This window comes from Flavobacterium sp., assembly GCF_024710485.1.
Classification (GTDB): Bacteria; Bacteroidota; Bacteroidia; order Flavobacteriales; family Flavobacteriaceae; genus Flavobacterium.
Map to the genome: position 1 here is coordinate 127,549 of NZ_JANJUQ010000032.1, position 13,703 is coordinate 141,251.

General features: G+C 40.4%; 8 protein-coding genes. All 8 read left to right on the forward strand.

Going from position 1 to position 13,703, the window contains the following annotated elements; translation table 11 throughout:
• The first annotated feature begins 55 nt into the window (after positions 1 to 55).
• The 8 genes from uvrA (at position 56) to Q0M21_RS08640 (ending at position 13,661) form a co-directional block, all read left to right on the forward strand.
• Complete coding sequence (gene uvrA, locus Q0M21_RS08605; RefSeq protein ID WP_295337096.1) at positions 56 to 2,887, forward strand: excinuclease ABC subunit UvrA; 2,832 nt, start codon at positions 56 to 58, stop codon at positions 2,885 to 2,887.
• Between the two features lie 141 nt (positions 2,888 to 3,028).
• A complete protein-coding gene (locus Q0M21_RS08610) occupies positions 3,029 to 3,754 on the forward strand; it encodes a TIGR00730 family Rossman fold protein (RefSeq protein WP_295337098.1) in 726 nt (241 codons plus the stop codon).
• 83 nt (positions 3,755 to 3,837) lie between these two features.
• Entirely contained in the window at positions 3,838 to 5,271 is a 1,434-nt protein-coding gene (locus tag Q0M21_RS08615) for an MBOAT family protein (protein WP_295337102.1), read from the forward strand.
• Positions 5,271 to 6,155, forward strand: coding sequence for a hypothetical protein (locus Q0M21_RS08620; protein ID WP_295337103.1), 885 nt, complete (start codon positions 5,271 to 5,273; stop codon positions 6,153 to 6,155). Before Q0M21_RS08615 ends, Q0M21_RS08620 begins: the two co-directional genes overlap by 1 nt.
• Positions 6,156 to 6,157: 2 nt before the next feature.
• Positions 6,158 to 8,971, forward strand: coding sequence for an aminopeptidase (locus Q0M21_RS08625; RefSeq protein WP_367273720.1), 2,814 nt, complete (start codon positions 6,158 to 6,160; stop codon positions 8,969 to 8,971).
• A 184-nt stretch (positions 8,972 to 9,155) separates the two neighbouring features.
• Positions 9,156 to 11,561, forward strand: coding sequence for a thiamine pyrophosphate-dependent enzyme (locus Q0M21_RS08630; protein ID WP_295337105.1), 2,406 nt, complete (start codon positions 9,156 to 9,158; stop codon positions 11,559 to 11,561).
• A gap of 103 nt (positions 11,562 to 11,664) precedes the next feature.
• Positions 11,665 to 12,948 (forward strand): peptidase T, encoded by a 1,284-nt coding sequence (pepT, locus tag Q0M21_RS08635; protein WP_295337107.1) that lies wholly within the window; start codon positions 11,665 to 11,667, stop codon positions 12,946 to 12,948.
• Positions 12,949 to 13,079: 131 nt separating this feature from the next.
• Positions 13,080 to 13,661: a DUF1801 domain-containing protein gene (locus tag Q0M21_RS08640; protein ID WP_295337109.1), complete on the forward strand. Its 582-nt coding sequence runs from the start codon at positions 13,080 to 13,082 to the stop codon at positions 13,659 to 13,661.
• Positions 13,662 to 13,703 lie beyond the last annotated feature (42 nt).

Below are 13,703 nucleotides of genomic sequence, written 5' to 3' on the forward strand. Positions count from 1 at the left end.
AAATTCTTTTCAAAAGCTTACCTTTGCTTCCTAAATTTCGGAATGCCAAATTGCTATGCTTGAAACAGAAAATACGATAGAAGTTCTCGGTGCTCGAGTGCACAATTTAAAGAACATAGACCTTACCATTCCGCGTGAAAAATTGGTGGTTATTACCGGTCTTTCGGGTTCGGGCAAATCGTCTTTGGCTTTTGATACTATTTATGCCGAAGGTCAACGCCGTTACATCGAAACGTTTTCGGCTTACGCCCGCCAGTTTTTAGGTGGTTTAGAACGGCCCGATGTGGATAAAATTGACGGTCTTTCGCCGGTTATTGCCATCGAACAAAAAACCACCAGTAAAAGTCCGCGCTCAACCGTTGGCACCATCACCGAAATTTACGACTTCCTGCGTTTGCTTTACGCACGTGGCGGAGAAGCGTATAGTTATGTTTCGGGAGAGAAAATGGTGTCTTATTCCGATGAGCAAATTAAAGATTTGATTATCCAAAACTTCAGCGGCAAACGCATCAATATTTTGGCACCGGTGATTCGTGCCCGAAAAGGACATTATGCCGAACTCTTCCAACAAATCACCAAACAAGGTTTCTTAAAAGTTCGTGTAAATGGTGAAGTACAAGATTTACTTCCCGGGATGAAATTAGACCGATACAAAACCCACGATATCGAGATTGTAATCGACCGAATGCTGATTGAAGCGAATGAAGATAACGAAAAACGATTGGCCGAAAGCATCAAAACAGCCATGTACCACGGCGAAAATGTATTAATGATTCTAGACCAAGACACGAATGAACTACGTTATTTCAGCAGAAATTTAATGTGTCCAACCTCCGGAATCTCCTACCAAAATCCGGAACCGAACTTGTTTTCCTTCAATTCCCCGAAAGGCGCTTGTGAGGAATGCAAAGGTTTAGGAACCGTACACCAAATCAACCTTAACAAAATTATTCCAAATCCGAAATTGTCCATCAAAAATGGTGGTTTTGCGCCGCTGGGCGAATACAAATCATCGTGGATTTTCAAGCAATTGGAAATTATTGGGGAAAAATTCGGGTTTACGCTAACCGATGCCATAGCAACAATTCCGGAAGAAGCCATGCAAATCATCTTGTACGGCGGAAAAGATAAGTTTACAGTAGCGTCCAAAACCTTGGGCATTACCAAAGAATATAAAATTGAGTTCGAAGGGATTTCGAATTTTATCAAAAACCAATACGACGAAAGCAATTCGACTTCAATCAAACGCTGGGCAAAAGACTTTATGGACGAAATTGACTGTCCGGAATGTCACGGTTCCCGTTTGAAAAAAGAAGCGATGTATTTCAGAATACACGAAAAAAACATCTTCGAATTATCGACTATGGACATTTCGGATTTGTCGGCTTGGTTTGACGAATTAAGCCAACATTTATCCGAAAAACAAACCATCATCGCCTCGGAAATTGTCAAAGAAATCAAAGACCGTTTGCGCTTTTTGGTGAACGTTGGCTTGAATTATTTGTCCTTGAACCGCAGCTCTAAATCACTTTCCGGCGGTGAAGCACAGCGCATTCGATTGGCCACACAAATTGGCTCGCAACTCGTTGGCGTGCTATACATTTTGGACGAACCGAGTATTGGCTTGCACCAAAGAGACAATGAAAAGCTCATTCAATCGCTGGAACAATTGCGCGACATTGGGAACTCGGTTTTGGTGGTGGAACACGACAAAGACATGATTGAACGTGCCGATTATGTAATTGATATTGGTCCGAAAGCCGGAAAATTCGGAGGACAAATCATCAGCCAAGGAACGCCGAAAGAACTTTTGAAAGAACAAACCATTACAGCCCAATACTTAAACGGTCAAATGGCGATTGAAGTGCCGAAAAAGCGTCGTGAAGGCAACGGGAAAACGCTTATACTGACCGGTGCTACCGGCAATAATTTGAAAAATGTTTCGATTGAATTGCCGCTGGGAAAACTCATTTGCGTAACCGGAGTTTCGGGTAGCGGGAAATCGACGTTGATTAACGAAACCCTATATCCGATTTTGAATGCGCACTTTTTTAATGCCGTAAAAAAACCGCAACCTTATAAAAAAATCGAAGGCTTAGAGCATATCGACAAAGTAATTGATATTGACCAAAGTCCGATTGGCCGTACACCGCGATCGAATCCGGCGACTTACACCGATGTGTTTTCAGAAATACGGAGCTTGTTTACCCAAACGCCGGAAGCCATGATTCGCGGCTACAAAGCCGGACGTTTCAGCTTTAACGTTTCGGGCGGACGATGTGAAACCTGCGAAGGTTCGGGTGTGCGTACTATTGAAATGAGTTTCTTGCCTGATGTTTATGTGGAATGCGAAACCTGTCAAGGCAAGCGTTTTAACCGTGAAACGTTGGAGATTCGCTACAAAGGCAAATCGATTTCGGATGTGTTGAACATGACGGTTGATGAAGCAGTGGCATTTTTTGAAAACATCCCGAAGATTTACCGCAAAGTAAAAACGATACAAGATGTTGGTTTGGGTTACATTACCTTAGGTCAGCAAAGCACAACCTTATCGGGCGGTGAAGCGCAGCGCATTAAATTGGCCACCGAATTGTCGAAAAAAGACACCGGAAATACGTTTTACATTATGGACGAACCTACGACCGGTTTACATTTTGAAGACATTCGTGTGTTAATGGACGTGATTAATAAATTGGTGGACAAAGGCAATACAATATTGATTATTGAGCACAACATGGACGTCATCAAACTGGCCGATCATATTATAGACGTTGGTTTGGAAGGCGGCAAAGGCGGTGGCGAAATCTTGTGCGTTGGAACACCGGAAGAAATCATCAAGAACAAAAAAAGCTATACCGCCCAATTCCTGAAAAAAGAACTAAATTAGCAGGCTGTTTTTAGCCCGGATTGCAACAGAAATCCTTTTTAATTTTTTTTTAAATTAAAAAGATTGCCGTGGAAAGCCGGACACGAGCGCAGCAACTGGCGCAGCAAACAGCTCCAAAATAAAAAATAAAAAAAGATTACTATGGCATTTGAACAATACGAAAATGAAGACCACAGAATACAGGAAAAATTAAAGCAAAAAACCTGGAATGAGATAAGAACCAACGACTCTTGGGCGATTTTTAAAATCATGTCGGAGTTTGTAAATGGTTATGAAAGCATGGCGCGCATTGGTCCGTGTGTATCTATTTTTGGCTCGGCCCGAACCAAACCGAATACGAAATACTATTTGTTGGCTGAGAAAATTGCTTACAAAATCAGTAAAGCCGGTTACGGTGTGATTACCGGCGGCGGTCCCGGAATTATGGAAGCAGGAAACAAAGGTGCGCACAACGGCGGCGGAACTTCGGTAGGTTTGAACATCGAATTGCCTTTTGAGCAACATTTTAACCCTTACATCGACAAAGATAAAAACCTGAACTTTGATTACTTTTTTGTGCGCAAAGTGATGTTTGTTAAATACTCTCAAGGTTTTGTAGTGATGCCGGGCGGATTTGGAACTTTGGATGAATTATTCGAAGCGATGACTTTAATTCAAACCAAAAAAATTGGTCGTTTTCCGATTATTTTGGTGGGAAGCGAATTTTGGTCGGGCTTACTGGATTGGATAAAAACGACCATGATTGACAAAGAGCACAATGCCAGTCCGGACGACATGAATTTAATCAAAGTTGTAGATACTGAAGATGAAGTGGTGGAAGCACTGGACAATTTCTACAAAAAATACAATTTGAGTCCGAATTTTTAATTGTTATTTAGCCACGAATTACAACAATTTCCACAAATTAATTAGTGCTAATTGTTGTAATTTGTGGCTTAATTTTTTACCAGATGTTTTTCAACTCGCTCCATTTTGCCGTTTTCCTGCCCATCGTTTTTTTGATGTATTGGTTTGTGGGTCAAAGATCAAAAATCAACCAGAACTACATTTTGATTTTGGCGAGTTATTACTTCTACTCTTGCTGGGATTGGCGGTTTCTATTTTTATTGGTCTTTTCCACCCTACTCGATTATTTTTCGGCCATTCAAATAGAAAAAAGCGATACGCCACGACGAAAAAAACTCTGGCTGTGGATTTGTATTTCCATCAACTTAGGATTTTTAGGCATTTTTAAATACTACAACTTTTTTGCCGAATCTTTTGCCGAGTTGTTTACGGCTATCGGTTTTAAAGTCAGCCCACTTTTATTGGACGTGATTTTGCCGGTTGGGATTTCTTTCTATACTTTTCACGGCTTGTCGTACATCATTGATATTTACTACGGTCGCATCAAATCGGAGAAAAACTTTGTCGATTATTCGCTGTTTGTGAGTTACTTTCCGCTCTTAGTAGCCGGACCGATTGAACGCGCGACACACTTGTTGCCACAGTTGAAAAAACGACGCAAGTTCAATTTCGAAAAAGCCAAAGAAGGCGTGTATCAAATCATTTGGGGATTGGTTAAAAAAGTGGTCATTGCCGATACTTGTGCGGTGTATGCCAATGGTATTTTTGAGAATTACAACTCGATGAACTCGCTTTCGCTAATGTTGGGTGCGATTTATTTTGCGTTTCAGATTTACGGTGATTTTTCGGGGTATTCCGACATTGCCTTGGGAACGTCTAAATTGTTCGGCATCGATTTATTGAAGAACTTTAATTTCCCTTATTTCTCTCGGGATATAGCCGAATTTTGGCGTCGTTGGCACATTTCGCTTTCGTCTTGGTTTAGAGATTATTTGTATATACCATTGGGTGGCAGCAAAGGCTCAAAACTGTTTCAAATTCGCAATGTGATGATTATCTTCTTGGTCAGTGGCTTTTGGCATGGCGCCAATTGGACGTTTATCGCCTGGGGATTAATCAACGCCTTGTACTTTATTCCGCTGATGGTACTCAACAAAAACCGCAGCAATATGGACAGCTTTCAGTTGCAGTTGAATTTGGATTCGCTGCGCATTATAATCAACATCATCCTGACTTTTGGTATCACTTGTGTGGCGTGGATTTTTTTCCGCTCGAAAACCATACAAGACGCCTTTGCTTATATTGGCCGAATGTTCACCGAAGGTCATTTTACCGAACAATATTTCAAAATTGAGCGTTATACCACTGAGTTGTGGAGTTTATTGTTGATTTTTGTGTTAGTCGAATGGAACAGCCGCACCAAAATCGAACCGATTTCGGGTAAATACAGTTGGATAAAAATGAGCTTTTGTTTAGCGGCTATTTTGGCCTTGGGTGTGTTTTCGGATTACAAAGAATTTATTTATTTCCAATTCTGATGAAACGATTTTTCCAATTTTTAGGCAAAGGTTTGGCGGTGTTGTTACTCACCACAATAGTACTGGATGTATTGTATACCTTGGTTTACAAGCAATCGGATGATCGCAATAAAATCAGTTATTTGTACCATTCCGAGAACCAGCAGTACGATGTCGTTTTTTTAGGTTCTTCTCGTGTTAACAATCATTTTGTTCCGAAATATTTCAACGACAGAGGTTACAAAACCTACAACTTCGGCATCACGCGTTCCCGTTTGGAAGAATCGGCGCTGATGTTAAAATTGATGGTCGAACGCAACTATGTGATAGACACGCTCATCCTTCAGGTAGATTTGAACATCAATACGAATGACCATTCTGAGGCGATACGCTCTTTGTTTATGCCGTACCTTCACCAATCGAAAACCATACGCGAGCATTATAAAGACATTCCGGAATACAACGAGCTGCTTTTGGTGCCGTTTTACCGCTATATGCATTACGATTCGCGCATCGGATTTAGGGAAATGTACGCTTCACTTGTTCATAAGGAAACCAATGCATTACATCGGGACGGATTTAATGCCTTGACTAAAAACCAAAGACCTATGGTAGCCGCCGATTTATCGAAATATTACCCGAAACGCAACAAGGCCTACGAGGAAATCAAGGCTGTTTGTAAAGCCCATAATATTCATTTGATTGCCGTGACTACGCCGATGTGTATGAGTACGATTAATCGGGAGTATTTCAACCATATTCAAAAGGTATATCCTGAGATTTATCGTTTGGAAGATGCAGTTACCGATGACAAATATTTTTCCACTTGTGGGCATTTAAATGAAGACGGAGCAATGGAATACACTAAAGCGGTTTTTGAAAAATTCTTTAAACCTCTACATTAACTTTGAAACAACTGACTTACATACTTTGTTTGCTTAGTGGTTTGGCTTGGTCCCAACACCATTCAAAATTGGTGGCCGAAGTGGATACTGAAACCAAAATGATTACTGTTGTTCAGGAGTTGACGTTTAATAATACCTCAAAGGATACACTCACTAATTTTGTTTTAAACGATTGGAATCAAGCGTATCATGATAAAAGAACTCCTTTGGCCCGAAGATTTTCAGATGAATTTGAACGCACCTATCATTTGGCCAAAGACAGAGAACACGGTAGAACCACCAACATTACCGTCATCGATCACAATCAATCGATTTTAAGTTGGGAAAGAGACGAAAATTACCCTGATGTGATTCAGGTTCGTTTAAAAGAAAAATTATTACCCAATCAAAAAGCTACTTTTCGCCTTACCTATGCGATTAAAATTCCTAGCGATAAATTCACAGGCTTCGGCTATGGAGATAAAGGTAAAATGACCTTGAAAAACTGTTTTTTGATGCCGTCCCGTTACGAAAACGGTAGTTTCATCAAGTACAACAACCTTAACTTGGATGATGCATCAAATGGGTTGAGTGATTTCGATATCAATCTCAAAATTCCTTCCCATTTAGTAGTTGATACCGATTTGAATGAAGTCAGCAAACAACCACTAGGCCATCAAACCCTATATGTTTTAACCGGAAAAAACAGATTACAATTGAATTTGTTTATTGATGAGGCCAAAGAATTTGCTGTTTTCAAAAACGAACATGCAGTAGTAGTTTCCAATCTGAGAGATTCGCGTTTGACTGATATACAGCGTGCGATTGTAATTGATAAAATCGTAAATTATGTAGCCGAAAATCTTGGCGCTTATCCGCACGAGAAGATTACGGTTTCCCAAAACGATTACAATCGAAATCCGTTTTACGGCTTGAACCAATTGCCCAATTTTATCAGTCCGTTTCCGGACGAATTTATGTATGAAATCAAATTTCTGAAAACTTACCTCAACAATTATTTGCATACTACTTTGCAACTCGACCCAAGGAAAGATGCTTGGATATTTGATGGTATTCAGGTGTACACTATGATGAAATACATCGAAGAATTCCACCCGGAAAGTAAAATGATGGGTAGCGTGGCCAAAATGAAAATGTTGCGCGGTTACAATTTGGTCAGTCTCGATTTCAACGGGCAATACAGCTATTTTTATATGTTGATGGCGCGTAAAAATCTCGACCAACCTTTGAGTGCGCCGAAAAACACTTTGATCAAATTCAACGAAAAAATCGCCTCTAAATACCGAGCCGGTTTGAGCTTGAAGTATTTGGACAGTTATTTGGAAAACGAAATAGTCCCTAACAGCATCCGTTCATTCATAAATTTGAACAAAGAGCGACAAACGAACAAAAATGATTTTGAATTGCTGCTAACCAAAAACACCCCTAAAACGATTAATTGGTTCTTTGACAAAATCATTTACTCTCGTGACATTGTTGATTTTAAATTTGACAAGGTAAGCCGAACCAAAGACAGTGTTAGTTTTTCGCTTAAAAACAAAACTGAAACCCAAGTTCCCATCCCAATTTACGGGATTAAAAACAAACAAGTCGTCTTTAAAAAATGGATAGATACTTTCCCTAAAGACAGTCTGTTTACCATTCCAAGAAACGAAGCCGATAAAATTGTTCTCAATTACAAGAACGAAGTACCGGAGTTTAATTTGAGAAACAACTGGCAATCGTTGCGTGGCTTTCGTTTGAACAGTCGCCCAATTAAGTTTATCTTTTTCAAAGATTTAGAAGACCCGAATTACAACCAAATAGTGTACATTCCGACTTTAGAATATAACTTATACGATGGCTTGTTGCCCGGGATTCGTTTTCACAACAAAACCATTTTAGACAAACCGTTTAATTTTGATGTAAATCCAACCATATCCACCCAAACTAAAAGTCTGTCGGGCAAAGCCAATTTTATGGTGAACCAATTCAATCGCGAAAGCAACTTGTACAGTATTCGCTATCAATTGAACGGTCATTATTTGCATTATGCCCCGGATGCATATTACACCAAGGTCAATCCGATGGTGTTTTTGCGTTTCCGTCCGGATGATTTAAGAGACAACAAAAAAGAAATGATCTCTTTTAAGTATATCATGATTGACCGCGAGAAATCGGTTTACATCGTGGATGAAAATACCGAGAACTATCAGGTTTTTAATGCTAAATACTACAACGGCCGAACCGAAATCACGAAACACTATAATTTTTTAACCGATTTTCAGCTCTCCAAATCATTTGGAAAAGTAGCTGCGGAATTTCAGTTTCGACAACTCTTCGACAACAGCAAACAGCTTAATTTACGTTTGTTCGCCGGGACTTTTTTGTACAACAACAACACTTCCACTTTTTTTGATTTTGCACTCGACCGACCGACAGATTATCTTTTTGAATACGACTATTTAGGCCGTTCAGAAACCTCCGGTTTGTTTAGCCAGCAATTGCTTCCTACAGATGGTTTTTTCAAATCGATGTTGGAAACCCGTACTGCCAACCAATGGATGACCACTTTAAATGCCAGCACCAACATTTGGAATTGGATTGAAGTGTATGGGGATGCCGGAGTGATTAAAAACAAAAATACCAATCCCCAATTTGTTTACGATAGCGGTGTTCGCCTGAACTTGGTCACCGATTACTTCGAATTGTATTTCCCGGTTTACTCCAGCAATGGTTGGGAAATTGGAGAGAGAAATTATGGTGAACGCATACGCTTTTTGGTTACTTTTAATCCGGACACACTCATCAGTCTTTTTACCAGAAAATGGTTTTAAAAACTGCCTCTATTCATTATTTTTTACATTTTTATTTATAATACTTAACAATTCTTAAACATTTATCAATCAACTACCTATTTTAAACTTCAAAATTATAGATAGTTGAATTATATTTTTTCAACAGTATGCTAAAACTTGTTGCTTTTTATTTAAATTTGTTTTTTTTAGAAAATAATGCAACATGACTGAAGCACAAACCAAAACCGAAATTACATTTGAAGATTTCAAAGCCGAAGTACTAAACGATTACCGCATAGCGCGTGTAAGTCGCGAATGCAGTTTGCTGGGCCGAAAAGAAGTACTCACCGGAAAAGCCAAATTCGGCATTTTCGGAGATGGAAAAGAAGTACCGCAATTGGCGATGGCTAAAGCGTTTCAGAATGGCGACTTCCGTTCCGGTTACTACCGCGATCAAACGTTTATGATGGCAATTGGGCAATTAACCATTGAACAATTCTTTGCCGGTTTGTACGGTCACACCGATTTAGCGCACGATCCGATGAGTGCCGGACGTCAGATGGGCGGTCACTTTGCCACCCATTCATTAGACGAAAACGGCAATTGGAATAACTTAACGCAACAAAAAAACTCCAGTGCTGATATTTCACCTACAGCCGGTCAGATGCCTCGTTTGTTAGGTTTGGCGCAAGCTTCAAAAATATACCGCAACGTTCGCGGGTTGGAAGATTTTACTAAATTCTCCAATCAAGGAAACGAAGTGGCTTGGGGAACCATTGGCAATGCGTCGACTTCAGAAGGTTTGTTTTTTGAAACCATAAACGCTGCCGGCGTACTACAAGTACCGATGGTAATGAGTGTTTGGGATGATGAATATGGTATTTCCGTACATGCCCGTTACCAAACTACTAAAGAAAATATTTCCGAAATATTAAAAGGATTCCAACGCGATGCCGACAACAATGGCTATGAAATCATGACTGTAAAAGGTTGGGATTATCCGGCATTGGTAGAAACCTACCAAAAAGCATCGGCTATTGCCCGTGAAGAACACGTACCGGTTTTGGTACACGTTCAAGAATTAACACAACCACAAGGCCACTCGACCTCCGGTTCGCATGAACGCTATAAAAATGCCGAGCGTTTGGCTTGGGAAGCTGAATTTGATTGTTTGGCCCAAATGAGAAATTGGTTAATCGATAACAATTTGGCCACTGCCGAAGAATTAGAAACCATCGATAACGAAGCCAAAAAAGAAGTTTTAGAAGGCAAAAAGTCGGCTTGGACTGCTTTTGTTTCACCTATTAAAGCCGAACAGAACGAATTGGTTGCATTGTTAACTGCCATTGCTGAAAGCAGTGCGAACAAAGTATTCATCGAAAAATACGCAGCTGATTTGGCGGCGATCAAAGAGCCTATACGCAAAGACATCCTAACCACTGCTCGCAAGGTATTGCGTTTGATAGTAAAAGAAAGCGGACAGTCGCAGTTGGCGACTTGGATTACGAATTACACCAACAAAATACAACCGAAATTCAGCTCGCATTTGTTTTCACAATCTGACAACACTGTTGTTAAAGTGGCACCGGTGGCACCTACCTACGACGAATCGGCGGAAGAAGTGGATGCCCGACTGGTATTGCGTGATAACTTTGATGCCATCTTCAACAAATATCCGGAAAGCTTGATTTTTGGAGAAGACAGCGGCAACATAGGCGATGTTAATCAAGGTTTGGAAGGCATGCAGGAAAAATACGGAGAATTGCGTGTGGCCGATGCCGGTATTCGGGAAGCGACCATTTTAGGACAAGGTATCGGAATGGCGATGCGTGGCTTACGACCTATAGCTGAAATTCAATACTTAGATTATTTATTGTACGCCATTCAAATCATGAGTGATGACTTGGCTACCTTACAATACAGAACTCACGGCCGTCAAAAAGCGCCGTTAATCATCAGAACACGTGGCCACCGTTTGGAAGGTGTTTGGCATTCGGGTTCGCCTATGGGTATGATTATCAATGCCATTCGCGGTATACATGTATTGGTGCCGAGAAATATGACCAAAGCGGCCGGATTTTACAATACTTTACTAGAAACCGATGAACCGGCTTTGGTGGTAGAATGTTTGAACGGCTATCGTTTGAAAGAAAAAATGCCGACCAATTTAGGCGAGTTCAAAACGCCTATTGGTGTGGTGGAAACGATTAAAGAAGGTAACGATATTACTATTGTTTCCTACGGTTCTACTTTGCGAATTGTAGAGCAAGCTGCGAAAGAATTGTTGGAAGTAGGCATTGATGTGGAAATCATTGATGCGCAATCGTTATTGCCTTTCGACATTCAGCACGACTGTGTGAAGAGTATCGCTAAAACCAATCGTTTGTTAGTTGTAGATGAAGATGTTCCCGGTGGTGCGAGCGCTTATTTATTACAACAAATTATCGATGAGCAAAACGGTTACCAATATTTAGACAGCCAACCGCAAACGTTAACTTCTAAAGCCCATCGCCCTGCGTACGGCACGGATGGCGACTATTTCTCCAAACCATCTGCAGAAGATATTTTTGAAAAAGTATATGCGATTATGCACGAAGCCAAACCGGATCAATATCCGAGTTTGTATTAATAATGAAGGGAACCGAATGGTTCCTTTTTTTATACCATACTTCGTCCTTCTCACTTTATACTTTGTCCTTCCTAATTATTATCTTTACCAAAAATTAAAAACCATGCAACATATTATTGACCGCTTTATCAGCTATGTCACTATCGATACCGAATCCGACCCGAATTCAAGCACTACACCGAGCACCCAAAAACAATTCGATTTGGCCAATAAATTGGTAGAAGAATTGAAAGCCATCGGGATGAAAGAAGTCACTATTGACAAACACGCTTATGTGATGGCGACTTTGCCTTCTAACGTCAAAGAAAAAGTGCCGACTATAGGTTTTGTAGCGCATTTTGATACCACGCCCGATTTTACCGGTAAAGACGTAAAACCGCAAGTGATTCACAATTACGATGGTGGTGATATCGTTTTAAATAAAGAACAAAACATCATTTTATCACCTAACTACTTCAAAGATTTATTGCAGTATAAAGGGCAAACGTTAATAACCACCAACGGATTGACTTTATTAGGCGCCGATGACAAAGCCGGAATTACCGAAATCATGACGGCTATGGAATATTTGATCCAACATCCTGAAATTCCGCACGGCAAAATCAGGGTTTGTTTTACACCCGATGAGGAAATTGGTCGCGGTGCCGATTTGTTTGATGTAAAAAAATTCGGAGCCGATTGGGCTTATACGATGGACGGCAGTCAGATAGGCGAATTGGAATATGAAAACTTCAACGCAGCCGGTGTTAAAGTGACTTTCAAAGGAAAATCGGTGCATCCGGGTTATGCTAAAGGGAAAATGATCAACTCGATGTTGTTGGCCAACGATTTTATCAACGAATTGCCGAAAGGTGAAACACCACAGGAAACCAAAGGCTACGAGGGCTTTTTCCACGTAACAGGATTAACCGGTAGTATCGAAGAAACCAAATTGGAATTGATTATCCGCGACCACGACATGAAGAAATTCATCAAGCGCAAAGAATTGGTACACAAAATCACCAAAAAATTCAATAAGGCTTATCAGAAACAATTTGGAGAAGATATCGTGGTTTGCGAAATCAAAGACCAATACTACAACATGAAGGAGAAAGTAGAACCGGTAATGTTTATTGTAGATTTGGCCGAAAAAGCCATGAAATCTTTAGGCATTAAACCTTTGATTAAACCCATTCGCGGTGGTACCGACGGTTGTCGCTTGTCGTATATGGGCTTACCGTGTCCGAACATTTTTGCCGGTGGTCACAACTTCCACGGCAAATATGAATACGTTCCTGTTGAAAGCATGCAAAAAGCGGTGGAGGTGATTGTTAAGATTGCTGAATTGACCGCTACTACTGACTTTACCAAAAAGGGAAAGAAAGAGAAAAAAGGGAAGAAGAAATAAGTTCGAAGTACGAAGTAAGAAGTAAGAGGTACGAAGTAAGAGGTAAGAGGTAAGAGGTACGAAGTACGAGGTATCAAGTACGAGGTATCAAGTACGAAGTGCAAAGTACAAAGTACAAAGTGCAATATAAGATGAAAGAAACAAAAAACCCTTGGAGAAAGAACGAACTTTGGGACGAAGCCATAGAAAAACTTCGAGCTATAGTTTTGAAAACCGAATTGGTTGAAGCCCAAAAATGGGGTGGCGAAGTCTATACCTTAAACAACAAAAACGTAATAGGTATAGGTGGTTTCAAGAATTATTTTGCGTTGTGGTTTTTTAACGGTGTTTTTTTAAAGGATGAGGCCAACGTATTGGTCAATGCCAATGAAGGCGTAACCAAAGCCTTGCGCCAATGGCGTTTTACCTCGACAGAAGAATTGGATGAGAAACTGATACTGCGTTACCTAAACGAAGCCATAGCCAACGAAAAAGCCGGCTTATCCGTTAAGCCCGAAAAGAAAGAAGCCATGCAATGCGAATTCTTTCAAGCGGCATTGGATAAGGATATCGCTTTGAAAACCGCTTTAGAACAACTCACCCCTTTCAAACAAAAAGAATATTGGGAATACATGGCCACAGCCAAACAAGAAAAAACCAAAGTCACCCGTTTGGAAAAAATCACGCCGATGATATTGGATGGCAAAGGGTTTAATGATAAGTATAGGAAATAAGTGAAAAGTACGAAGTGAAAATTACGAGGTACGAGGTACGAA